Here is a 22,532-nt window from a genome sequence, read left to right as displayed (position 1 = left end):
GACGTTGGTAGACCTCAACCCTGAGGGAGCGAGCTTGCTCGCGATAGCATTGGTTCAGCCGCCTATAGATTGACTGATACACCGCTATCGCGAGCGAGCTCGCTCCCACAATGACGTGCACGGCGTTAATCTGCACATCTTTTGCGCGCGGTAAGGCTTCATGACTTTTCTTTTCCGGCTCTCCCTGGCCCTCGCCGTGTTGCTTTTGGCGGGCTGCGAACAACCGCCGCCCCCAGCCCTGGATCAACAGTTGTATATCTGGCAGCGTCAATGGACAAAGGCCCACGAGCCGGCGCTGCGCCAGAGCCAGGGCGATTTCTCCAGCCTGCGGGTGCTGGCGTTGCAGGCTTTTCCCGGAGCGGGCTGGAGCCGTGCGCGGATCGATCCGGCTTTGCTCAAGGCTGATGGCCGTCCGCTGATCGCTGTGATTCGCCTGGACGGGCAGCTCAAGGCTTTGGACCAGGACGAGGTGATCGCGCAGATCCAGCAGGTGCTGGGCGATTGGCAAGCCCAAGGCCTGACCCCGGTAGGGGTAGAAATCGACCACGATGCCGGTAACGCACGGTTGCCGGCTTATGAAAAGTTCCTCGGCCAACTGCGGCAAGCCCTGCCGGCCAATGTGCGGCTAAGTATTACCGCGCTACCGGCCTGGCTCGACAGCCCCGCCTTGCCGGGGTTGCTGGAAAGGGTGGACAGCAGCGTGCTGCAGGTCCACGCGGTGAGCGACCCAAGGCAGGGATTGTTCGATCCGAAACAGGCCCGGCACTGGGCGCAACGTTGGAGCGACGTCACCACACGGCCGTTTTATCTGGCCCTGCCGGCGTACGGCGTGGCGCTGCTGACCCAGGAGAGTGGCGTGCCGGTGGTGGAAAGCGAAGTGCCGATCGATCGCGGTGGCGAGCGTCGGGAGTTGCTGGCCGATCCGCAACAAGTGGCCGGGCTTGCGGCAGATTTGCGTGCCGATCCGCCGAAGCATCTCGCTGGGTTGATCTGGTTTCGCCTGCCGCTGGCCGGCGACCGACGGGCGTGGAGCCTGACCACGCTCGGCGCCGTCGCCCGGGGAGACAGCCTGGACAGTCGCCTGGCGTTGCAGTGGGGGGAACAGGGTGGTTTGTACGATATCCGCCTGGTTAACCAAGGCAATCTCGACAGCCCCTGGCCCCAGCGCCTGACGCTGGCTGTCGGCGCGTGTGACGGCGTCGATGCCTTGGCCGGTTATACGTTGCAACAAACCCCCGGACTGCTTACCTTCACCCGCATTCAGGAAGGCCGCTTGGCTGCTGGCAGCCAACGGGCAATCGGCTGGGCGCGCTGTACGAAAATTGACCAAGGAGGTTTCAATGTTTACCCGTAAGTGGCCTCGTCACCTACTGTGTCTGAGCCTTTGCCTGCCGCTGGGCCCAGCGCTGGCCTGCGGGCCGGATTTCCCGATGCGCCTGCTGGATAACCGCGCCCAGTCACTGGCCGAATTACCCGAAGGCAGCTTTCGCTTCGAGGTCAGCCGTCTCGGTCAGGCGATTGCCGGGCTCAAGCCGGCCACCGACGCGACACGCAATCCGGACTACAGCTATGACGACCCGCCGTCCTACGTTGAACAACGCAACCAGGCCGAGCAGATCGGCCTGACCCCGCCGCAGCAAGCGGTGGTGGAGCGCCTGCGGGCCCTGACCGATGTCGACCAGGTGGCAGCCGAAGCGGCCAACCTGCCTGATGAGCTGCGCCTGTATGCGATTGGCGCGGCGGCTTTCAACATCGGTGAGCATCAGCGCGCTGTGGAAGCGTTCCAGCAATTGCTGGCGTTACCGGCCGACCAACGTCGGTTGCGCAGCACATGGGCCGCGTATTCCCTCGGCCGGGCGTTGTTCGCCGTGAGCACCGAGGCCGGCAGCGGCGACCCTGTAGTCTTGCAGGACCAGGCGCGAGCGGCGTTTCGCCAGGCCCGCGAGTTGAGCATTGCCGGCTTCAGCGATCCGCTGGAACTGGGCATCGCCAGCCTTGGCGAAGAAGCCCGGGTGGCCTACACCGCTGACGATTGGGACAGTGCCATCGGCCTGTATGCGATCCAGAACCTGCAAGGCTCCCCGGTGGGCTACAGCTCGTTGCTGCAATTGGCCGGTGATTTGAGTGCCCAACCGGATGAGCGCTTGAGCGAGCTGCTCAAGTCCAAGGCGGTGCAGCGATTGGTCACCGCCTACCTGCTCAGCCGCGTCGGCTGGTGGGACGGTGAAGAACCCTCTGGCGAGAAAAGGCTGTTCGAACTGTTGCAAGCCAACGCCCGGGACAACCTGGACGATGCCGACCGTTTGGCGGCGGTGAGTTACCAGCACGGCGATTACGCCAGTGCCCAGGCTTTTGTGCAAAAGGCTGCCGACACCGGCCTGGCCTGGTGGGTGCGTGCCAAGCTGGCCTTGCGCGACGGCGACAAAGTGGCCGCAGCGGCGGCTTATGCCAAGGCTGCCCAGGCTTTCCCGAACGATGAATCCTGGGGCAGCCGGCGGACACCGGATTGGAACTTCGAGTCGGTGCAGCCCAAGTGCCGGGTCGAAGGTGAAAGCGCGATCCTGGCCTTGCAGCGCGGCGATTACCTGCAAGCCTTCGATCAGCTCTATCGCGGCCAGAGCAATTATTGGTACGACGCCGCCGCAGTCGCCGAGCGTGTGCTGACGGTGGATGAGCTCAAGCAGTACGTCGACGCCCAAGTCCCGGCACCACCGGCGTTGAGCCAGGAGGATCGGGACAACTACGTGCCGCTGCCGGTGGCTGCGAGCCTGCGCAATCTGCTGGGTCGTCGGTTGTTGAGGGAAGGGCGCTTTGATGAGGCACCGGCTTATTTCGATAACGCGGACCTGCAGAACAAGGCCCGCGCCTATGGGCAATTGCGCCAGGACGCGGAGTCCAAATGGTGGCCAACCCGACGGGCCGAGGCCTATTTCAATGCGTCCTGGATGGCGCGCAAATGGGGCATGGAGTTGCTCGGCTATGAGATGGCGCCGGATTACGCCAGCCTGGGCGGCAACTACAGCCTGGAACCGGTTGAGCTGAAGGTCGGGCCGCTGGTGGCCGAAGGCGAAGTGCAACGCCAGCAGGCCAGCGCGGCGCAGCCTGAGGTGCGTTACCACTATCGGTTTGTCGCCACGGTGCTGGCGAGCCAGGCGGCGGATTATTTGCCGCATACCAGCCAGGCGTTTGCGGCGGTGTTGTGCAAAGCGGTGGGCTACAACTCCAGCCTTGAGGAGCAAAGCGCGCTGTATCAACGCTATGTGAAGGAAGGTCCGTATGTGGATTGGGCCGGGGATTTCGGTCATCAATGCCAGGAACCGGACTTCAGCAAGGCGAACAAGCGCTACGTGACCCAGGCCTTGGACCCGATACGCTCGACGCTGCGACCTTACAAGGGTTGGCTGGAAGTTAGCGGGGCCGTGCTGCTGGTAGCGGTGGCGTTGGGGCTGATCAGCCGGCGCCGGCGCAAGGCGCGGATATCGGCCAGCTAAGCTGAATAACCCATTGTGGGAGCGAGCTTGCTCGCGATGAGGCCATTACATACGCCTTTGTAGCGTCTGCAATGCAGCCATCGCGAGCAAGCTCGCTCCCACAGGTGGGGTGTTATCGCCAGTGGGGCGTGTCCCTACATCTGCGTCGCCATCCCCTCCACATTCATCGCCGCCTGGCGCAACGCCTCCGAGCGGGTAGGGTGTGGGTGGCAGGTCAGGGCGATGTCCTCGGCCGAGGCGCTGAACTCCATGGCCACGCAGTATTCACCGATCATCTCACTGACGCTCGGGCCTACCAGGTGCACGCCAAGGATCTCATCGGTGCGTTCATCGGCCAGGACCTTGGCGAACCCTTCGGTCTCATGGTTGATCTTGGCTCGGCTGTTGGCGGTGAAGGGGAACTTGCCGACCTTGTAGGCACGGCCTTCGGCCTTGAGCTGTTCCTCGGTCTTGCCGACGCTGGCCAGTTCCGGACGGGTGTAGATGACGCTGGGAATCAGCGCATAGTTGACCTCGGCGGCCTTGCCGGCGATCTGTTCGATGCAGACCATGGCTTCGTCCTCGGCCTTGTGGGCCAGCATCGGTCCGGACGTCACATCACCGATGACCCAGACGCCGGGCGCTTCGGTCCGGTGATGCTGGTTGGCGAGCATGCCGCGTTTGTCGGTGCTCAGCCCGACGTTCTCCAGCCCCAACCCTTGCGTGTAAGGCCGACGACCGATGGCGACCAGTACGTAATCGGCGTCCAGGGTCTGTGCTTCGCCGCCCGCCGCCGGCTCTATCTGCAGTTGCACGCCGCTGGCCGAGGGAATGGCTCCGGTGACCTTCGAACTCAACTTGAACTGGATGCCCTGTTTACCCAGGGCCCGTTGCAGGGTCTTGCCCGCTTCGCCGTCCACCCCCGGGCAGATGCGATCGAGGTATTCCACCACGGTCACCTGGGCACCCAGGCGCCGCCAGACCGAACCCAATTCGAGGCCGATGACGCCGGCGCCAATCACCACCAGATGCCGGGGCACCTCACTCAGGGACAAGGCGCCGGTGGAATCGAGGATGCGCTGGTTATCGATGGTCACGCCTGGCAGGGGCATGGGTTCCGAGCCGGTGGCGATGACGATGTCCTTGGCGCTGAGTTCGGTCTTGGCGCCATCGTCGCCGGTAACGGTCACCTTGCCGGGCCCGTCGATGTGGCCCCAGCCTTTGATCCAGTCGACCTTGTTCTTGCGAAACAGGAACTCGATGCCCTTGGTCAGGCCGGCCACGCTTTCGTCCTTCTGCTTCATCATTTGCGCAAGGTTGAGGGTGGGGCTGACTTCAATGCCCAGGTTGGCGAATTCCGCTCCCGTGGCGGCTTCGTACAGCTCCGAGGCATGCAGCAAGGCCTTGGAGGGCATGCAGCCGACGTTCAGACAGGTGCCGCCCAGGGTGGCTCGGCCTTCGACACAGGCGGCTTTCAACCCCAACTGCCCGGCCCGAATCGCCGCGTTATACCCGCCGGGCCCGCCGCCCAGAATGATCACGTCGTAGTTGCTCATTGCTGTTCTCCCGCTTGGCCTGATAAAAAATTATGTACGTAATATGAGCGTTTCCAGAGATTTCGGTCAAGGCTTAAGTCAAGAGGCCGGCGCAGGCCTTGGCATGAAGAATTCAAAACGGAAATTTCACAGGAATCGTTATAAGGTAACGGCATATAACGAAGCGTCGGTGGCATCTGTCCACGGGCCCAGATTTTGATCGCCACGAGTGCTGGGGTGGTATGCAAGTCGATCTTGATGTCGAGGGGGCACAGGTGGCCGAATGGCCGCGTTTTCAGCGCGCGTCGTTTCAGGGGCGCCGTTTGAAGCAGATCGCCTTCGGCCTGGGAAGCGCGGCGGGCTTGGGCTTGGTATTGGCGTTTTTTATCGGGGTGTTTTCGCCACACTCGCTATGGCCGGTTTTGCTGGTCAGCCAAGGCGCGGGACTCTTGGTGCTGGTGGCGGGTTTGCAATCGGCCTGGTGGGTCACGCAATGGCGTAGCAGCGCGCTGCTGCCAGCTGTGGATAACCTGCCTGCGGAAAACGAGCCTGTTGATAACCTGGGTTGGTATGAGCGGCTGCTGGAGCGAATTGGCGCTCGCGGAGTCGGCCTGCTGAAACAGATCGGTGCGCCTGCGTTGTGGTTGGCCGGGTGGTCAGTGCTGGTATTGCTGGGCCTGGAGCAAGCCTGGAATTTGCAACTGCCGGCTGCGGCCCTCGGTGTCTCGGCCAGTGTGGGGGCGGTGTTGTCGTTGTTGTTGGCGTTCGGGCTACTGGTATTCGAGCGGCAATTGGCCCAGCAATCTCCCGTGGAATGGCCGGAAGCGCCGTCGCTGGCGCAACTGACGCGGGTGACGATCATCGTGCTGGTGCTCGGCGCCTTGTGCTTGTTGTTCGCCGCAGAAACGTCCATCTGGCCGATGCGCCTGGCCGTGCTGATGGGGCTGTTGCCGGGCGTGGTGGCGGCCGAGTTTTTGCTGCGTGCGGTGCTGTCGTTATTCATCCCGCGCCGGGACGCCCTGGAACCGACGCTGCTGGGCCGCAGTGTCATCGCCGATCTGCTGCGCTGGCCGCCGCAACCGTTGCTGGCCTTGCAACATGAACTGCACAACCGTTTTGGCATCGACCTGCGCCAGATCTGGGCCTTCAGCTACATGCGCCGGGCTTTTTTGCCGGTGTTGGCACTGGTGGTGCTGGTGGGCTGGTTGTTGACGGGCGTGCACGAAGTGCCGCTGCAGGGGCGTGGCATCTATGAGCGCTTTGGCAAACCGGTGGAGGTGTTCGGCCCTGGCTTGCATGTCGCGTTGCCTTGGCCGTGGGGCAGGGTGCTCAACGTCGAGAATGGTGTTGTGCATGAACTGGCGACTAGCGTCGCGGAGAGTCGGGCAGTGGTCGAGGCTGAACCGGCGGAGGGACCGGCGCCGGCAATCGCCAATCGGTTGTGGGACGCCAGCCATGTGAACGACAAGTCCCAGGTCATTGCCAGTCGTCGTGCCGACCAGCAGAGCTTCCAGATCGTCAACATGGACGTGCGCTTTGTCTACCGCATCGGCCTGACCGACGCCGCGGCGTTGGCGGCGACCTACAACAGCGCCGATGTGCCGACGCTGATCCGCAGCACCGCCAGCCGCATCCTGGTGCATGAGTTTGCGTCGCGCACGCTGGATGGTTTGCTGGGCGCGGACCGTGTCAGCCTCGCCGACGAAATCGGTCGCGCCGTCCAGGCTGATTTGCAATCGCTCGATAGCGGTGTGGAAATCCTGGCGACGGTTGTGGAGGCGATTCATCCACCGGCTGGTGCGGCCAATGCCTACCACGGCGTGCAGGCGGCGCAGATCGGCGCGCAGGCATTGATCGCCCGAGAGCGCGGCGCGGCGGCGGAACAGACCAACCAGGCGCAATTGCAAGCCAGCGTCGCCCATGACCAAGCCACGGCCACCGCCCGGGAAATCAACGCGACTGCCCAGGCCGCTGACCTGCGCTTCAGTGCCGACCGCAAAGCCTACGCCACGGCGGGGCACGCTTTTGTGCTGGAGCATTACCTGGGTCAACTCAGCCAGGGCCTCGCCAATGCCCGGTTGCTGATTCTCGATCATCGCCTGGGCGGCAGCGGCAACGCGCCGACCATCGATTTGCGTACCTTCACGCTGCCGGCAGACCCCGCGTCGCCGCGTAACCCTGTCCCGCCAGGAGCTGCCCATTGAGCCAGTCCTCTTCACACGATCACCACGACCACGCCGGTCACGATCACGGCCATGCCGGTCATCACCATGGTCATCATCACCACCATCATGGCGATCCGCAGCAGGCCGGTCCGTTCCCGTGGCGGCGGATGGGTTGGGCGGCGTTGCTGGTGGCGTTTGCCATTGCGGCCGCAAGCCTGGTGCAAGTGCGCTCGGGGGAGGCCACGGTCATCACTCGTTTCGGTAATCCGGCGCGGGTGCTGCTGCAACCTGGCTTGGGTTGGCGCTGGCCGGCGCCGTTCGAGGCGGCGATCCCGGTGGACCTGCGGTTGCGCACCACGTCCAGCGGCTTGCAGGATGTCGGCACCCGTGATGGCCTGCGGATCATCGTCCAGGCCTACGTGGCGTGGCAGGTGCAGGGTGACCCGGAAAACGTGCAGCGTTTCATGCGCGCGGTGCAGAACCAACCGGACGAAGCCGCACGGCAGATTCGCACCTTCGTCGGCTCGGCGCTGGAAACCACCGCCGCCAGTTTTGACCTGGCGAACCTGGTCAACACCGACGCCAGCCAAGTGCGCATCGCCGATTTCGAAGCTCAGCTGCGTCAGCAGATCGATCAACAGTTGCTCACCACTTATGGCGTGCGCGTGTTGCAAGTTGGCGTTGAGCGCCTGACCTTGCCCTCGGTGACGCTGACGGCGACGGTGGATCGCATGCGTGCCGAGCGTGAGACCATCGCCACCGAACGCACCGCCATCGGCAAGCGCGAAGCGGCACAGATTCGTTCCGCCGCAGAACGTGATGCGCGAGTCTTGCAAGCCGATGCCACGGTGAAAGCTGCGGATATCGAAGCACAGTCGCGGGTAGAAGCGGCCGAGATCTATGGCCGGGCATACGCGGGCTCCCCGCAGCTCTACAACCTGCTCCGTTCGTTGGACACCTTGGGCACCATTGTCAGCCCAGGTACGAAGCTGATTTTGCGCACCGATGCGGCGCCATTCCGTGTCCTGGTGGACGGTCCAATTTCCGTGGACGGCAAAGGTGGAACACAGCCATGAGTTTGGTTCCACGTGGAACAAACGAGTTATCCAGTCCGTGGATCCAGGCCGGACGCCTGGCGTTTCTTGCGCTTTACGCCGTCACGGTGCTGGCGGCGTTGGCCTGGGTCTTTTCCAACGTGCGGCAGATCGATCCGCAGAATCGTGCGGTGGTGCTGCACTTTGGCGCCTTGGATCGCATTCAGAATGCCGGCCTCTTGTTGGCGTGGCCTCGTCCTGTGGAACAAGTGGTCTTGCTGCCCGCTGCGGATCGGGTGCTTGAGCGGCGTGTGGAAAATCTGCTGCGCTCGGATGAGGCCCTGCAAGCCGATCGTGTTGCCAGTTTCGCCACGCCGGTCAGCGATGCGTTGGCCGGCTCTGGTTATTTATTGACCGGTGATGCCGGCGTGGTGCAACTGGATGTACGGGTGTTCTACAAAGTCACCGACCCTTATTCCTTCGTCTTGCAAGGTGAACATGTCCTGCCGGCATTGGACCGGTTGGCGACCCGCAGTGCCGTGGCCCTGACTGCAGCCCGGGACCTGGACACCATTCTGGTGGCTCGCCCCGAACTGATGGGCAGCGACAGCCAGGCGGCTGAACGCCGTGAACGCTTGCGTGGCGATCTGGTGCAGGGGCTTAACCGACGCCTGGCTGACCTGGCAGCGACGGGGCAGGGGTTGGGTATCGAAGTGGTGCGGGTCGATGTGCAATCGAGTTTGCCGGGGCCGGCGGTCAGTGCCTTCAACGCGGTGCTGACGGCCAGCCAGCAGGCCGATAAAGCCGTGGCCAACGCGCGCACCGAAGCCGAAAAACTCAGCCAGGCCGCCCGCCAAGACGCCGACCGTGCCGTGCAAGTCGCCCATGCCCAGGCCAGCGAACGACTCGCCAAGGCTTCGGCCGACACGGCCACGGTGCTCGGCTTGGCGAAGACCCAAGGCAGCGATCCGCAAATGTTGCTGCGCCTGTATCGCGAACGCATGCCTGCCATCCTTCGCCAGGCCGGTTCAGTGACCACGGTAGATCCGAAAGACGATTCCCGCCTGATCATCCAGGGAGCCGGACAATGACCGCCCAAACCAGCGCTGCACCGATGTTGTCCTCGACGGAACAACGCATCGCCGCCCGACAACTGACCTTGGCGATGCTCGCCCTCGGCTTGCTCGCATTGGGCCTGGTATGGCGCGGTTGGTCGCCGGAGCAGAGCGGTGTCAGCCAACTGCTGTTGGGGTTCGCCTCGCTGTTGGTGGCGGTGCCGGTGATGCGTTCGGCCTGGTACAGCTTGCGTTACCCAAGCCTGCACGGGATTACCGATCAACTCATCGCCCTGGCGATGCTCGGCGCCTGGGCCACCGGCGATCTGCTGACGGCAGCGTTGTTGCCGATCATCATGATCTTCGGGCATGTGCTGGAAGAGCGCAGCGTCATTGGCTCCCAGGAGGCGATCCATGCCCTTGGCCAACTGACCCGCAGTCAAGGTCGCAAGGTGCAGGCCGACGGTTCGATCATCGATGTCGACAACGCGACGCTCCAGCCCGGCGATGTCGTGGAGGTGCGCGCTGGCGATCGGGTGCCGGCCGATGGTCGGGTGTTATCCGGCCAGGCCAGCCTCGACACCGCGCCCATCACGGGTGAGTCGGTGCCGTTGGAGGCTGTGGTCGGTACTGATGTCTTTGGTGGCGCGATCAACCTGGATGGCCTGCTGCGCCTGGAAGTGACCCGGACCGGCGAAGAATCAACCCTGGGCAAAGTCATCGCCCTGATGCAAAACGCCGAACGCTCCAAGCCACCCATCACTCGCCTGCTGGAACGCTACGCCGGCAGTTACCTGGTACTGGTGTTGTTGCTGGCGGCGGTGACTTGGTTCGTGACCAACGATGCCCAGGCGATGCTGGCGGTATTGGTCGCCGCCTGCCCTTGTGCGTTGGTGCTGTCGGCGCCGGCCACCGCCATTGCCGGGATCGCGGTGGCGGCGCGCCACGGGATCCTGATCCGCAGCTCGGCCTTCCTGGAAGAACTGGCGGACCTGACGTCGTTGGTTGTCGATAAGACCGGTACTCTGACGTACGGCGTCCTGCGTCTGCAATCCATCGAACATGCCCAGGATGCTCATGCATCGTTCCTGCTGCCTTTGGCTGCCAGCCTCGGTTCGGCCAGCAGTCATCCGGTCAGTCGTGCGTTGGCGGGGCTGGTGGAACAGGAAGATTGCCTGGCGCTGACGGACATCCATGAGCGCCAGGGGTTGGGGGTGGTCGCGATGACCGCCCAGGGCGAAGCGGCGCTCGGGCGGCCGGAGTTGTTTGCACAACTGGGCATTCAAACGTCAGCGGTCCCGGAGCACGACGGCCCGATTGCCGGCCTGGCCCTGGACGGGCAGTTCCTCGCCTGGCTGTTGCTGGCCGACAGCGTCAAGCCGGAGGCGCGGGTTGCCATGGCCGAGCTGCGCGAGCTGGGCCTGGGACGTCAGTTGCTGTTGACCGGCGACCGCCAGAGCGTGGCCACGACGCTGGCCCGGGATGTCGGCATCGGCGACTTGCAAGCCCAGGCCCTCCCTGAAGACAAACTCAAACGGGTCATGGCCGAAATCGACCATGGGTTCCGCCCCATGGTGGTGGGCGATGGCATCAACGACTCCCTGGCGCTCAAGGCCGGGGTGGTCGGCGTTGCAATGGGCGCAGGCGGTGCCGACATCGCCCTGGCGTCGGCAGACATCGTGCTGATCGGCAGCGACCTGCGCCGCCTTGGCACCTGCGTGCGCTTGAGCCGCCAATGCAGGCGCACATTGCAGGTCAACGTGATCATTGGCCTGGGCTGGACGCTGGCAATCGTCGCCTTTGCCGCCTTCGGCTGGCTCGGCGCGGCGGGGGCGATGATCGCCGCGCTGCTGCACAATCTCAGTACCCTGCTAGTGTTAGGTAATGCAGGGCGATTGCTGCGGTTCCAGGAGCCAGTCCTGAAAATCCAAGCGAAGGGAACCGTTGGATAACCCTTGGCGAACTGTGCGTCACCCTTGCAGTCTCTGTTGAAGAGGGCGCACCCATACTGGCAGTACCCGGCACAAGGAGTGAATTTGGGACGGTGATAGAGAAAGGCTATAAATTCGATAGCCTGCTATTTTTCTATGATGGTCTACCCTCATTTTCAGACGTCTGAAACAAGGGGGATTTTTCATGCTCGCGCAACTTCCACCGGCCTTACAGAATCTGCATCTACCGCTTCGGCTGCGGCTCTGGGATGGCCATGAATTTTCACTGGGTGACGACCCCAGTGTCACGATCGTGGTCAAGGACCCACAAATGGTCGCGCAATTCACCCATCCCAGCCTGGATGCGCTAGGAGCGGCCTTCGTCGAAGGCAAACTGGAACTCGAAGGTTCGATTCACGAAGTCATTCGTGTCTGCGATGAATGGAGCCAGGCCTTGATCGAGGATGACGCCGACAACCAGCCGGTTCGCTCGCTCCACGACAAGGAAACCGACGCCAAGGCGATTTCCTATCACTACGATCTTTCCAACGCGTTCTATCAGCTGTGGCTCGACAGCGACATGGCCTATTCCTGTGCTTATTTCGAGACGGGCAGTGAAACCCTCGAACAGGCCCAGCAAGCAAAATTCCGCCACTTGTGCCGCAAGCTGCGATTGCAGCCGGGTGACTATTTGCTGGATGTCGGTTGCGGGTGGGGCGGTCTGGCGCGTTACGCCGCGCGGGAGTTTGGTGCCAAAGTCTTCGGGATTACCCTGAGCAAGGCGCAGCTGGCACTGGCTCGGGAACGGGTCAAGGCCGAAGGCCTGGAGGATCTGGTCGAGTTGCAATTGCTGGACTACCGCGACCTGCCCCAGGACGGTCGCTTCGACAAAGTGGTCAGCGTCGGCATGTTCGAGCATGTTGGCCACGCCAACCTCGAGCAGTACTGCAAGACGTTGTTCGGCGCGGTGCGGGAGGGCGGGTTGGTGATGAACCATGGCATCACCGCCAAGCACACCGACGGTCGTCCGGTCGGTCGTGGCGCCGGTGAATTCATCGAGAAGTATGTATTCCCCAACGGCGAGCTGCCGCACCTGTCGATGATCTCTGCCGAGATCAGCGAAGCGGGGCTGGAGATCGTCGACGTGGAAAGCCTGCGCCTGCATTACGCGCGCACGCTCGATCACTGGAGTGAACGCTTGGAGGACAATCTCGAGGCCGCCGCGAAGGAAGTACCGGAACAGGCGTTGCGGATCTGGCGTCTGTACCTGGCCGGCTGTGCCTACGCGTTCGCCAAGGGCTGGATCAATTTGCACCAGATCCTGGCGGTGAAGGCCCACGCCGACGGTAGCCATGAGTTGCCCTGGACCCGCGACGACATCTACACACCTTAGAGAATCGGGGAAATAAGCCGGGCGATTCGCATGCCGATCTTCTGCAGGCGGTGGGTCTCCCGGCTTTCCTGTTTGTCGATTTCCACGGCTTGGGCGAAGTCCTGCTCAAGCATCTGCTCGACCTCGGTGGCAAACGGGATATCCACCGTGAGCAGCATGACTTCGAAATTCAGGCGGAACGAACGGTTGTCCAGGTTCGCACTGCCGATGGCGCTGATTTCCCGGTCGATCAGCACCACTTTCTGATGCAGGAAACCCGGCGCGTAACGGAACATCCGCACACCGGCCCGCACTGCTTCAAACGCATACAGGCTGGACGCGGCGTAGACGATCTTGTGGTCCGGCCGCGAGGGCAGCAGGATGCGCACGTCCACCCCGCGCAGCACCGCCAGGCGCAAGGCCGCGAACACCGCTTCGTCAGGGATGAAGTAAGGCGTTGTGATCCAGACTCGCTCGCTGGCCGCATGGATAGCTTCGACGAAAAACAGCGAACAGGTTTCGTAGGCATCGGCCGGGCCGCTGGTCAGCAACTGGCAGAGCACACCGTCGTCCGGGTAGGTGTCTGGCAGGATCAGCGGTGGCAGCGAACGGGCCGCCCAGAACCAGTCCTCGGCAAACGACTCTTGCATACTCCCCACCACCGGGCCGCAGACTTCGACATGGGTGTCGCGCCACGGCGCCAGGGGCGGCTTTTCGCCCATGTATTCATCGCCCACGTTGTGCCCGCCAACGAAGCCTAGAACGCCATCCACCGCCACGATCTTGCGGTGGTTGCGAAAGTTGACCTGGAACCGATTGAGCCAGCCGCTGCGGGTGGCGAAGGCTTTCACGTGGACACCACCGTCGCGCAGCGCCTGGACGTAGCGGTGGGGCAGGGAGTGGCTGCCAATGCGGTCGTAAAGCAGATACACCGCCACGCCTTCGGCGGCTTTTTTCAGAAGCAGTGTCTGCAGGCGTAGGCCGAGGCGGTCGTCGTGGATGATGAAAAATTGAATCAGCACGGCCTGCCGTGCGTTATCGATGGCCTGGAAGATTGCCTCGAACGTGGCCTGCCCATTGACGAGCAAACGCACCTGATTGTTCGCCAGGCACGGTGTGCGCCCCAGCTTGGGCATGGCCCGTAGCGAGTCGTAGGCCTGGGAGGCACGGGCGGTCAAAGCTTCTTCAACCCACGGCCGCCAGTTCAGCTCGGAGATCGCCTTGCGCATCTCTTCGTTGGCTTGTCGGCGCGCCTTGATGTAGCCATCAAAGGTGCTGCGCCCGAAAACCAGGTAAGGGATCAAGGTCAGGTAGGGAATGAACAGCAGCGACAGGGCCCAGGCAATCGAGCCTTGGGCCGTGCGCACCGTCAATACAGCGTGGACGGCGGCAATGGAACCCAGGGTGTGGAGCAGCGCGATCAGGTAACCGAAAACATGCGGGCCGAAATAATCCATGGGGCATTCTTGCTCCGGAAGTTTCAATGCTTAACAGACCATGTTCCATGGCGAATGTCGCTATTTAATTCACTCGTCCCGGGCCTGAACCGAAGCCTGTGGGCGGCGTCTAACGGCCACTTGTCCTCTGGAGTTTATGCAATGAATGTTCGTCTGCTGGGTGTGACCTTGGCAATGGGGTTATCGGTTCCGATGGCGGCTCAGGCGCAGATGCTCCAGCCGGGTTTATGGGAGCTGACCACCAGCAACATGAAGGTCGATAACCAGAACCTGCCGGACCTGCAACTGATCCTGGGCCAGGTGCAGAACCAGATGACGCCGGAGCAACGGGCGATGCTGGAAAAGCAGGGCATCACCATGGGCGGTAAAGGCATCCGTGTCTGCCTGACCCCGGCTCAGGTGCAAACCAATGACATTCCGCTGCAAGACCCGCAATCGGGTTGCAAGCAGCAGATCACCGAGCGTACCGGCAATCAGTGGAAGTTTCGCTTCAGTTGCCCGAAAGCCCAGGGCAATGGCGTCGCGACGTTCCAGAGCGATCGTGAATTCACCACCAAGGTCAACGGCACGTTCAATGCCACCGGCATCCAGCAGAACGGCAGCCTCGACACGCGCGCGGTATGGCTGGGGCAGGAGTGCGGGACGGTCAAGCCGAGGGCTTGAATCGGGTATGAGGTAATCTCTTGGTGAACCTGTGGGAGCAAAGCTTGCTCGCGATGCGGGCAACTTGGTCAACCGCCAAGCGCGTTATCGTTCATCGCGGGCAAGCCTTGCTCCCACAAGTGCTCGATCAGGGCAAGCCTTGCCACAAGTGCTTGATCAAGGCCGACTCAGCGCCTCATACAACGTATTGAGGTTGTATTCGAAAAGACCAGTAAAAGTGCTGGCCGGTCCGCTAGTGGCGAGTGCATCGGAGTACAGCGTACCGCCGATGTGCGCGCCGCTCTCGTCGGCGATCTGCTTGAGCAGGCGTGCGTCCTTGATGTTTTCCATGAACACCGCTTTGACCTTCGCCTGACGGATCTGGGTAATCAGTGCCGCGACTTCTGCCGCCGACGGTTCACGCTCTGTGGATAAGCCCTGGGGCGCCATGAACTCGATGCCATAGGCTTGGCCCAGGTAACCGAATGCATCGTGGGAGGTCACGATCTTGCGATTGCCGGTAGGCAATGCACCGAGCTTGGCCTTGGCTTCGGCGAGCAGCGCATGGATTTTCTTCAGATATGCCTGGCTGTTGCGTTCGTAGTCGGCCTTGTTGGCCGGGTCGGCAGCTTCCAATGCCTTGGTGATGTTGCTGACATACAGCTCGGCGTTCGCCAGGTTGTGCCAGGCGTGCGGGTCGGGGATGGTCTCGCCATCCTCATCCAGTGAGCGCGGGATGACGCCGCGACTGGCGCTGATCACCGGGGCAGTGGTTTCAGTGCTGGTCACCAGGCGATCCAACCATGGCTCGAAGCCCAGTCCGTTCTTGATGATCAGTTTTGCCTTGAGCAATGCCTTGGCGTCGTCTGGCGTGGGTTCGTAGGTGTGTGCATCGGCGTCCGGCCCGACCATGTTGGTGATGTGGATATGCTCACCGCCGACCTGTCGGGTCATGTCGGCGAGGATGCTGAAGCTCGTCACCACCTGGAGCTTTTCGGCGGCGGACAAGGACATGGACAGCATCAAACTGAATAGCACGAGCAGTACGCGCATCGGGAAACACCTCATTGGGATGTGAGCACAGGCGGGCGGCGCAGCAAGCCGTGCACCGGCCCGAATACCACCGACAGCAGGTACAACGCGCCCGCCACCAGTACGATGGACGGCCCGCTGGGCAGTGAGTAATAGAAGGACAACAACAGGCCAAACCACACCGAGAGGCACCCAAGCAGCGCCGCGATCAGCATCAGCAGTGGCAGGCGACGGCTCCAGAATCGCGACGTGGCGGCTGGCAACATCATCAGGCCGACCACCATCAGCGCACCGATGGCCTGGAAGCCGATCACCAGGTTCAACACCACCAGGGTCAGGAACACACCATGGGCTAACGGGCCGAGACGACTGACGGTTTGCAGGAACAGCGGGTCCAAGGTGTCTAGCAGCAACGGGCGGTAAATCAAGGTCATCGCCAACAGGCTTGCGCCGGACACCCAGAGCATGCCGGTGAGTGTTGGGCCGTCTACCGCCAGCGCCGAGCCGAACAGCAAGTGAAGCAAGTCCAGGCGTTTACCGGCCATGCCGAGGATCAACACACCGGCCGCCAGGGAAATGGGATAAATCGCCGCTAGGCTGGCGTCCTCCCTTAGACCGGTACGTCGGGTAATCCAGGCGGCGAGCCCGGCCATGCTCAGGCCCGCGCCCAGGCCGCCAATGGTCAGGGCGGGCAGGCTCAGCCCGGCAAACCAGAAACCCAGGGCGGCGCCAGGCAGAATGCCGTGCGCTACGGCGTCACCAATCAGGCTCATGCGCCGAAGAATCAGGAACACGCCCAACGGCGCTGTGCTGCACGCCAGCACCAGGCCGCCAAGCAAGGCCCGGCGCATGAAGACAAACTCTTGAACCGGTTGCCAGAGATGAGTGGCCGCAAGCATCAGGCCACCCACGTGTGGGGTTGTTGAGCGATCAAGTCGACGCTGCGGCCCAGCACGCAGCCGGTGTTGCTGATCAGCAACGTATGGGGGATATGTTGGCGCACCGCTGCCAAATCATGGCATACCACCACGACGGTTCGGCCCTGGGCATGCCAGTGATGGAGGTGTTTCCACAGCAGCGCCTGGCCTGTTCGTCGAGGGCGGCGTGGGGTTCGTCGAGCAACAGCAGCGGCGCTTCGGCCAGGCTCAGGCGAGCGAGCAGGGCGCGTTGCAGCTCGCCTCCAGACAGCGCCATTAGCGGACGATGTTCGAGGCCGGTCAGCGCCCAGTCGGCCAGTACGGTCTGGAGCAACTGCCTGCGCATGGCCGGCGTGTGTCGATTACCCCAGGAACCGGCGGCTACCAACTCTTGCAAACTGATGGGGAATTGCCGATCCAGATGTTGCTGCTGGGGCATGAACGAAACCCCACCACGGCGTGGAACATCCAAGGTGACTTTGCCGGAGAGCGGTTTCTGTAATCCCGCGAGCACTTTCAACAGACTGCTTTTTCCCGAACCGTTGGCACCGATGATGGCGGTGAGACTGCCGGCCGGTCGCTGCATCGCGAGCGGCGGGGTGAGAGGGTGTCCGGGTGCGCCCCAGCGCAGCGCTTGGCAGTTGATCATGATGCCTCCCGGGTCCAGCGGCTCTGCGCCACGGCGTCATGGGCATGCAGGCTTTCGGCGTGAACGACGCGCACATTCAGCGCAACAATGTCGGGTGACCGGCTCAGGGCCGTGCTTAATCGCCGCGCGGCATCTTCGCAGAACATCAGGTTTTGGCCGTTGGCTAGGGCGAAGGCCTGTTCATCGGCGCGCTTGACGGCGGTTTGCACAGCGGTGCCGAGGGCTGCTTCGGCTTCGTTGATGAAAGACTGCAGCGGCAAATCGTCGGCATTGGCATTCAGGCGCAGGGTCAGGATCGCCGTACTGCGTTGGCTATGAGGGGTGGCAACGATGCCGTTTGATGAACCTAGCCAGGCCAGGATCTCGGCGTGCTCAAGTTTCTTGTTAGCAAAGTCGTCGACGAATTGCTGTTGGATCAACTGCCGGGCAAGTGCGGCCGAACAAGGGCAGGTGGATGAATAGGGAATCTGGATGTTCAGTTCCACGTGGAACATTGCGTTTTTCAAGTGGGCTTCGATGCTCACCGGATAGCGTTTCCAACCCATCAGCGGGCTGATAAGTGCCGGACGCTTGAGCAGCAGATCGGTATGCACACTGAGCGATGCTGCGTGGGACAAGCCTTCGTGGCTGTCGAGAAATTGCTGGAGGATTCGGCGCAATAAGGCTGGCGAAAGCGTCGTCTCTTCGAGCAACTCCAGCGCCAGGTATAAACGTGACATGTGAATGCCGCGCGCCTCACCGTCATCAAGGCTGACACCTGCGTCGGCCATTGCACTGAGACGCTGGCCGTCAATCACCACCGGCGTTGCGATACCGCACATGCCCACCCAATCGAGGGGCAAGGGTTGACGTGAAGCCAGCGCTGCGACGTCGGGCAGGGTTAACGCGTTCATGGTCAAGGTCCATCGAAGGTCTAAAATTAGATGTTATAGTATAACAACTGATTTAAAGAAACCTTTTCCATGAAAGGAGTTTCATCTCCCCAAACGTTCACGTTCCACGTGAAACATCAGCGAGATGAATCCTGGCAGCCGTTCATGCGCCCGCATACAAATGCGCCCCCACTACCACCAGAGCTCGAGAAACGATTGAGGGTCGTCCAGCCCACTCGCCGGCTGTATCCGACCCAACTTTCTCCATCCGATGCCAAGCCAGTAAAGAAGGTGAGCTGACCGTAACGGCTGTTTGTTTGCGCCCAATAACGACGACTGGCGGCTTCAAAACCCCGTAAATAAATGGTGTTTCCCGCCGTTGCGACGCTGTAGGCGTTGCCCTGGATGTCCACGCACGCCAGCAGATTTGCACTGCGGGTGCAGTTCGCCAGGAGTGAGGTTTGGGCCGAAGCGCTTAACACCCACAGCAACAACGGGCTCGCCACTACGAATTTCAGATGATTGCGCATGGAGTGATCTCAGGCCAATGAGGGATGGCGGGGGCTGGTTGAATTGCGTTGTTATACTATAACATAAACGCCTTGCCCCTGAATCTAGCCAAACCCTGGAAACGAGCCGTAGTCGAAGCGGCCGCCCGATGAGGATATACCTGATGCCCAATCGTCTTCCCGTAACCGTGCTTTCCGGATTCCTCGGTGCCGGTAAAAGCACACTGCTCAACCACGTTTTGCGTAATCGCGACAATCTGCGAGTGGCGGTGATCGTCAACGATATGAGCGAAATCAACATCGATGGCAGCGAAGTCCAGCGAGATGTCACCCTGAGTCGCTCTGAAGAAAAACTGGTGGAAATGAGCAACGGCTGTATCTGCTGCACGTTGCGCGAGGACTTGCTCGAAGAGGTCGGGCAACTCGCCAGGGAAGGGCGTTTCGATTATCTGTTGATCGAATCCACGGGTATTTCCGAACCGTTGCCAGTGGCAGAAACCTTCACGTTTCGTGATGAAGAAGGCCGAAGCCTGGCCGATGTGGCGCGACTCGACACCATGGTGACAGTGGTCGATGGGGTGAATTTCCTGTTGGATTACCAGGCCGCTGAAAGCCTTGCGTCACGGGGTGAAACCTTGGGTGAGGACGATGAACGCTCGATCACCGACCTGCTGATCGAACAGATCGAGTTTGCCGACGTGATTCTGATCAGCAAGATCGACCTGATCAGCCAGCATGAACGGGAAGAGTTGACCGCGATTCTGCAGCGCCTCAACGCCCAGGCGCAGATCCTCCCCATGGTCATGGGGCAGGTGCCGCTGGGCAGAATCCTCGACACAGGCCTTTTTGACTTCGAGCGCGCCGCCCAGGCCCCTGGTTGGTTGCAGGAGCTGCGTGGCGAGCATGTGCCAGAAACCAAGGAATATGGCATCGCCTCGACCGCCTATCGGGCACGCCGACCGTTTCATCCCGAGCGCTTTTTCAGTTTCATCGACCGTCCATGGCCTAACGGCAAACTCCTGCGCTCCAAGGGGTTCTTCTGGCTGGCCAGCAAACCTGAGGAGGCGGGCAGTTGGTCCCAGGCCGGGGGCTTGATGCGGCATGGCTTCGCCGGGCGCTGGTGGCGGTTCGTGCCGAAAAACCAATGGCCGCAGGATGAGGAAAGTACAGCGGCGATCATGAAGAACTGGCTTGCTGCCACAGGCGATTGCCGTCAGGAGCTGGTATTCATTGGTCAGGACATCGACTTCAGTCAGCTCACCGCCGAACTGGACGCTTGTTTGCTCACCGACGCGGAAATGGCCCTCGGTGTTGAACGTTGGCGGCTGTTCCCGGATCCGTTCGGCCCGTGGCATGACGAGGTCGCGGCGTGATGCTGGCGCCCACTCTGAAAAGGGCTACGCAGGCACGACAGGTCCAAGGTGATACGCCAGGGGTATTCACGCAGATCCTGGACGACGGCACCAACCTGGCGGTCTGGCAGCGTCAGCTTCCTGCGCATATCAGCGATTTTGCGGTCATGGTGCTGGCGATGGACCCGTCGCTGGCCGAATCACGCGTGCTTGAGTTGCCGGAGGAAGACACGCAGCCGGCGTTGCAGGGCCTGGCCGCAGGTTTCAGCGACCTGCAAGGCTATGAAGGCTTTATCGCCGATGTCTCCTGGCTCGTCAGTGCATTTGCCTGCCTATTGGGTGCCCAACGTGTCGGCCTGCGCCTGCGCACGCTGGACAAGGCGATGTGCCCGCGCTTTCACGTTGACCACGTGCCGGTGCGGCTGCTGAGCACCTATGCGGGTGTCGGCAGCCAGTGGCTTGAGGAAGGTGCCATGGACCGTCGAGGACTTGCCGAGCCTGAGGCTGAGCCCAGGGATCCGCGCGTGATCCAGCAGTTTCGTTGCGGTGATGTGGGTTTGCTTAAAGGCGAAAAATGGCACGGCAACGAAGGCCTTGGCCTGATCCATCGATCACCGGAGCCCGCACCGGGAGAGCGTCGATTGATTCTCACGCTGGATTGGCTGGCTTAAGGCTTGAGCCAGGTGCCTTGGCTCTGCCCTTCGCAAAAGGGCTGTAGATAAGCAGCATCGGTCGCCACGCCGTAATAGTGAATATCCTGGCGGTAAGGCATATTGGCGACCTGAGCGTTGCTGCAAACGCCGAACGCGCCGCCAGGGCATTGATCGACGTATTGCACCTCGACCTTCTGGCCGACAAGGTTTGGCTGGCAGAAACCGTCGGCAAACAGCTTCTGCGGGATGTTGCGGTTCTGCTGGCAGACTTTCACATCCAGCCGTTCCGCCTGGCTGTGGACCACACAAGCCTGGGCCAATGCCTGGTTCGAAGCCAGTGCCAGTAACAACCAGCCGATCATTCGCATATTCACCTCCATCGAAAGCCGTCGATTATGTTGCAGCACATTCCCACCCATGTCATCGCCGGTCCCTTGGGCGCCGGCAAGACCAGCCTGATCAGGCATCTGCTGGCGCAGCGCCCGGCCAATGAGCGCTGGGCGGTGTTGATCAATGAGTTCGGTCAGATCGGCCTGGATGCCGCGTTGCTGACCCAGGCGGGCGATGGTATCGCACTGGGCGAAGTGGCCGGTGGCTGCTTGTGCTGCGTCAACGGCGCGCCGTTTCAGATCGGTCTTGGGCGTTTGCTGCGCAAGGCCAGGCCGGATCGGCTGTTCATCGAACCCTCGGGCCTGGGTCATCCGGCGCAGTTGCTGCGCCAGCTGAGCGAAGCGCCATGGCTCGGCGTGCTGGCGGTGCAACCCTGTGTGTTGGTGTTGGATGCCCGGGCGATGGCGGACGGCAAGCCCTTGCCCGACGCACAGCAACAAACCCTGGCGGATGCCGGACTGTTGGTGCTGAACAAGTCCGAGACCCTCACACAAGCCGATCGCCAACGGCTGACGGCGCAACTGCCCGGGCGTGCGTTGTACTGGACGCAACAGGCTGCGCTGCCGATCGATCGATTACCAGGCCTTGCGGCTCGGGGCAGTGGGGCTGTGGATAACTTGAATCTACCGAAGAGCCTGGGCCAGATACCGGCCATTTGGTCCGATCCGACGCTGCCGATCTGCTTGTTTCAGCAGCAGGACGGCGGCTGGAGCATTGGTTGGCGCTGGCACCCCAGCCAGCAATTCGACGCAACGGCATTGACGCGATGGCTACAAGGCCAAGACTGGAAACGGGCGAAGATGGTTATCCACAGCGTCGACGGTTGGGTTTCAGCCAATGCGCTGGAGGGGGCGGTGCTGGGTTGGCAAGCCAGTGAGTGGCGCCAGGATTCCCGGATCGAGCTGATTTTCGATCAGCCGCAAGACGTTGGTAGCCTGCAAGCCGGGTTGGCGAACTGTCGGTGTCGCTGAGTCAGCCCTGTTTCAAGGCTTCCATTTGTTGTGTTCCTGGCGCCACTGGCTCAACTCGATGACTTCAGCCCTGGGCCTGGCATGGACCGGTTCAATAGGCGTTGGCGGTGTTTCTTCGAAGGGCATCGGGTAGGGCGCCAGCTCTATTTGTGCGCTGTGGGCACCAAACTGGGTGATGGTGCCCGAATGGCGGCTTTCGCCGGTGACGGTGAACTCGAAGGTGTAGACGCGAGCCAGCCGTCGTCGTCCGCTGGCGTCTTTCACGAAACCGATCTTTTTCAGCGCCACGTTGCCGTCCAGCAGCTCGATCTTGAGGTTGGCGCAATGCTGCATGACCCTCGCCAACGCCCGTTCGCGCAAGCCATGGTTGTGCCACAGCCAGGCGCCGCCGGTAGCCAGCAACATCAGCACGAAAATGTTTCCAAGGGTCAGCATGAACGAAGTGCTCCAACAAGTTGCTGCCAGCTTAACTGTCTCGCCGGTCTGTCGTACAGGCTGCGTTTAGTCGCATACTGCGCGGCTTGAA

General features: G+C 61.9%; 19 protein-coding genes and 1 pseudogene. 11 read left to right on the top strand and 9 right to left on the bottom strand.

Annotated features, from left to right (window positions below; all coding sequences use genetic code 11):
• Positions 1-160 precede the first annotated feature (160 nt).
• Together LOY50_RS28720 and LOY50_RS28715 are read left to right on the top strand one after the other, a co-directional pair.
• The gene (locus tag LOY50_RS28720; RefSeq protein ID WP_253470519.1) at positions 161-1,354 is read left to right on the top strand and encodes a DUF3142 domain-containing protein; all 1,194 of its coding nucleotides are present in this window, start codon (positions 161-163) and stop codon (positions 1,352-1,354) included.
• Positions 1,341-3,491: a hypothetical protein gene (locus LOY50_RS28715; protein WP_253470518.1), complete on the top strand. Its 2,151-nt coding sequence runs from the start codon at positions 1,341-1,343 to the stop codon at positions 3,489-3,491. Before LOY50_RS28720 ends, LOY50_RS28715 begins: the two co-directional genes overlap by 14 nt.
• A gap of 134 nt (positions 3,492-3,625) precedes the next feature.
• Here the strand turns inward: LOY50_RS28715 and lpdA are convergent, their stop codons facing one another.
• Positions 3,626-5,026 (bottom strand): dihydrolipoyl dehydrogenase, encoded by a 1,401-nt coding sequence (lpdA, locus tag LOY50_RS28710; protein WP_258690078.1) that lies wholly within the window; start codon positions 5,024-5,026, stop codon positions 3,626-3,628.
• Positions 5,027-5,247: 221 nt separating this feature from the next.
• On the opposite strand from lpdA, the gene LOY50_RS28705 reads away from it, so the two are divergent.
• The 5 genes from LOY50_RS28705 (at position 5,248) to cfaB (ending at position 12,583) form a co-directional block, all read left to right on the top strand.
• Positions 5,248-7,209: a protease modulator HflK gene (locus LOY50_RS28705; RefSeq protein WP_258690077.1), complete on the top strand. Its 1,962-nt coding sequence runs from the start codon at positions 5,248-5,250 to the stop codon at positions 7,207-7,209.
• On the top strand, positions 7,206-8,246 hold the full coding sequence (gene hflC, locus LOY50_RS28700; protein ID WP_258690076.1) for a protease modulator HflC: 1,041 nt from the start codon (positions 7,206-7,208) through the stop codon (positions 8,244-8,246). The genes LOY50_RS28705 and hflC overlap by 4 nt, the downstream gene beginning before the upstream one ends.
• On the top strand, positions 8,243-9,295 hold the full coding sequence (gene hflK / locus LOY50_RS28695) for a protease modulator HflK (RefSeq protein ID WP_258690075.1): 1,053 nt from the start codon (positions 8,243-8,245) through the stop codon (positions 9,293-9,295). The genes hflC and hflK overlap by 4 nt, the downstream gene beginning before the upstream one ends.
• The gene (locus tag LOY50_RS28690) at positions 9,292-11,211 is read left to right on the top strand and encodes a heavy metal translocating P-type ATPase (RefSeq protein ID WP_258690074.1); all 1,920 of its coding nucleotides are present in this window, start codon (positions 9,292-9,294) and stop codon (positions 11,209-11,211) included. Before hflK ends, LOY50_RS28690 begins: the two co-directional genes overlap by 4 nt.
• Before the next feature lie 184 nt (positions 11,212-11,395).
• The gene (gene cfaB / locus LOY50_RS28685) at positions 11,396-12,583 is read left to right on the top strand and encodes a C17 cyclopropane fatty acid synthase CfaB (protein WP_253470505.1); all 1,188 of its coding nucleotides are present in this window, start codon (positions 11,396-11,398) and stop codon (positions 12,581-12,583) included.
• Here cfaB and cls read toward each other — a convergent pair.
• Positions 12,580-14,019, bottom strand: coding sequence for a cardiolipin synthase (cls, locus tag LOY50_RS28680; protein WP_214511091.1), 1,440 nt, complete (start codon positions 14,017-14,019; stop codon positions 12,580-12,582). The two genes, cfaB and cls, sit on opposite strands and share 4 nt — an antisense overlap.
• 141 nt (positions 14,020-14,160) lie before the next feature.
• Here cls and LOY50_RS28675 point away from each other — a divergent pair, with 141 nt between their 5' ends.
• Positions 14,161-14,682, top strand: a complete 522-nt coding sequence (locus tag LOY50_RS28675) for a DUF3617 domain-containing protein (protein ID WP_258690073.1) — start codon at positions 14,161-14,163, stop codon at positions 14,680-14,682.
• Between the two features lie 156 nt (positions 14,683-14,838).
• On the opposite strand, the gene LOY50_RS28670 is transcribed toward LOY50_RS28675, so the two are convergent.
• The 5 genes and pseudogenes from LOY50_RS28670 to LOY50_RS28650 form a co-directional block, all read right to left on the bottom strand.
• Positions 14,839-15,714 carry a metal ABC transporter substrate-binding protein gene (locus LOY50_RS28670; RefSeq protein ID WP_253470501.1) on the bottom strand — a complete coding sequence of 292 codons (876 nt, stop codon included), beginning with the start codon at positions 15,712-15,714 and terminating at the stop codon, positions 14,839-14,841.
• Positions 15,715-15,725: 11 nt separating this feature from the next.
• Positions 15,726-16,592, bottom strand: coding sequence for a metal ABC transporter permease (locus tag LOY50_RS28665; protein ID WP_258690072.1), 867 nt, complete (start codon positions 16,590-16,592; stop codon positions 15,726-15,728).
• Positions 16,592-17,259, bottom strand: a pseudogene (locus LOY50_RS28660) (metal ABC transporter ATP-binding protein). The gene LOY50_RS28665 and the pseudogene LOY50_RS28660 overlap by 1 nt, the downstream one beginning before the upstream one ends.
• Complete coding sequence (folE2, locus tag LOY50_RS28655) at positions 17,256-18,152, bottom strand: GTP cyclohydrolase FolE2 (protein WP_253470495.1); 897 nt, start codon at positions 18,150-18,152, stop codon at positions 17,256-17,258. Before folE2 ends, LOY50_RS28660 begins: the two are co-directional and overlap by 4 nt.
• A gap of 116 nt (positions 18,153-18,268) precedes the next feature.
• Positions 18,269-18,661: a glutamine synthetase gene (locus LOY50_RS28650; protein ID WP_253470493.1), complete on the bottom strand. Its 393-nt coding sequence runs from the start codon at positions 18,659-18,661 to the stop codon at positions 18,269-18,271.
• A 143-nt stretch (positions 18,662-18,804) separates the two neighbouring features.
• On the opposite strand from LOY50_RS28650, the gene zigA reads away from it, so the two are divergent.
• Positions 18,805-20,013 (top strand): zinc metallochaperone GTPase ZigA, encoded by a 1,209-nt coding sequence (gene zigA, locus LOY50_RS28645; RefSeq protein WP_258690071.1) that lies wholly within the window; start codon positions 18,805-18,807, stop codon positions 20,011-20,013.
• Complete coding sequence (locus LOY50_RS28640; protein ID WP_258690070.1) at positions 20,013-20,663, top strand: DUF1826 domain-containing protein; 651 nt, start codon at positions 20,013-20,015, stop codon at positions 20,661-20,663. Before zigA ends, LOY50_RS28640 begins: the two co-directional genes overlap by 1 nt.
• Here the strand turns inward: LOY50_RS28640 and LOY50_RS28635 are convergent.
• Complete coding sequence (locus LOY50_RS28635; RefSeq protein WP_253470487.1) at positions 20,660-21,013, bottom strand: NADH:ubiquinone oxidoreductase; 354 nt, start codon at positions 21,011-21,013, stop codon at positions 20,660-20,662. The two genes, LOY50_RS28640 and LOY50_RS28635, sit on opposite strands and share 4 nt — an antisense overlap.
• 27 nt (positions 21,014-21,040) lie before the next feature.
• Between LOY50_RS28635 and LOY50_RS28630 the strand changes: the two genes are divergently transcribed.
• Positions 21,041-22,006: a GTP-binding protein gene (locus LOY50_RS28630; protein WP_253470485.1), complete on the top strand. Its 966-nt coding sequence runs from the start codon at positions 21,041-21,043 to the stop codon at positions 22,004-22,006.
• Positions 22,007-22,018: 12 nt separating this feature from the next.
• Here the strand turns inward: LOY50_RS28630 and LOY50_RS28625 are convergent, their stop codons facing one another.
• Complete coding sequence (locus LOY50_RS28625) at positions 22,019-22,441, bottom strand: DUF3301 domain-containing protein (RefSeq protein WP_214511080.1); 423 nt, start codon at positions 22,439-22,441, stop codon at positions 22,019-22,021.
• Between the last annotated feature and the right edge of the window lie 91 nt (positions 22,442-22,532).

Origin of the sequence: Pseudomonas sp. B21-010 (genome assembly GCF_024749325.1) — a bacterium.
Taxonomy (GTDB): domain Bacteria; phylum Pseudomonadota; class Gammaproteobacteria; order Pseudomonadales; family Pseudomonadaceae; genus Aquipseudomonas; species Aquipseudomonas kilonensis.
Note: the sequence above shows the minus strand (reverse complement) of the source record. Positions and strands in the feature narration are given on the sequence as shown.

Bases quoted from the DNA above. Each gene is read 5' to 3' on its own strand.
- LOY50_RS28720 (WP_253470519.1), top strand. From the start codon at position 161: ATGACTTTTCTTTTCCGGCTCTCCCTGGCCCTCGCCGTGTTGCTTTTG.
- LOY50_RS28715 (WP_253470518.1), top strand. From the start codon at position 1,341: ATGTTTACCCGTAAGTGGCCTCGTCACCTACTGTGTCTGAGCCTTTGC.
- lpdA (WP_258690078.1), bottom strand. From the start codon at position 5,026: ATGAGCAACTACGACGTGATCATTCTGGGCGGCGGGCCCGGCGGGTAT.
- LOY50_RS28705 (WP_258690077.1), top strand. From the start codon at position 5,248: ATGCAAGTCGATCTTGATGTCGAGGGGGCACAGGTGGCCGAATGGCCG.
- hflK (WP_258690075.1), top strand. From the start codon at position 8,243: ATGAGTTTGGTTCCACGTGGAACAAACGAGTTATCCAGTCCGTGGATC.
- LOY50_RS28690 (WP_258690074.1), top strand. From the start codon at position 9,292: ATGACCGCCCAAACCAGCGCTGCACCGATGTTGTCCTCGACGGAACAA.
- cfaB (WP_253470505.1), top strand. From the start codon at position 11,396: ATGCTCGCGCAACTTCCACCGGCCTTACAGAATCTGCATCTACCGCTT.
- cls (WP_214511091.1), bottom strand. From the start codon at position 14,019: ATGGATTATTTCGGCCCGCATGTTTTCGGTTACCTGATCGCGCTGCTC.
- LOY50_RS28675 (WP_258690073.1), top strand. From the start codon at position 14,161: ATGAATGTTCGTCTGCTGGGTGTGACCTTGGCAATGGGGTTATCGGTT.
- LOY50_RS28670 (WP_253470501.1), bottom strand. From the start codon at position 15,714: ATGCGCGTACTGCTCGTGCTATTCAGTTTGATGCTGTCCATGTCCTTG.
- LOY50_RS28665 (WP_258690072.1), bottom strand. From the start codon at position 16,592: ATGCTTGCGGCCACTCATCTCTGGCAACCGGTTCAAGAGTTTGTCTTC.
- folE2 (WP_253470495.1), bottom strand. From the start codon at position 18,152: ATGAACGCGTTAACCCTGCCCGACGTCGCAGCGCTGGCTTCACGTCAA.
- LOY50_RS28650 (WP_253470493.1), bottom strand. From the start codon at position 18,661: ATGCGCAATCATCTGAAATTCGTAGTGGCGAGCCCGTTGTTGCTGTGG.
- zigA (WP_258690071.1), top strand. From the start codon at position 18,805: ATGCCCAATCGTCTTCCCGTAACCGTGCTTTCCGGATTCCTCGGTGCC.
- LOY50_RS28640 (WP_258690070.1), top strand. From the start codon at position 20,013: ATGCTGGCGCCCACTCTGAAAAGGGCTACGCAGGCACGACAGGTCCAA.
- LOY50_RS28635 (WP_253470487.1), bottom strand. From the start codon at position 21,013: ATGCGAATGATCGGCTGGTTGTTACTGGCACTGGCTTCGAACCAGGCA.
- LOY50_RS28630 (WP_253470485.1), top strand. From the start codon at position 21,041: ATGTTGCAGCACATTCCCACCCATGTCATCGCCGGTCCCTTGGGCGCC.
- LOY50_RS28625 (WP_214511080.1), bottom strand. From the start codon at position 22,441: ATGCTGACCCTTGGAAACATTTTCGTGCTGATGTTGCTGGCTACCGGC.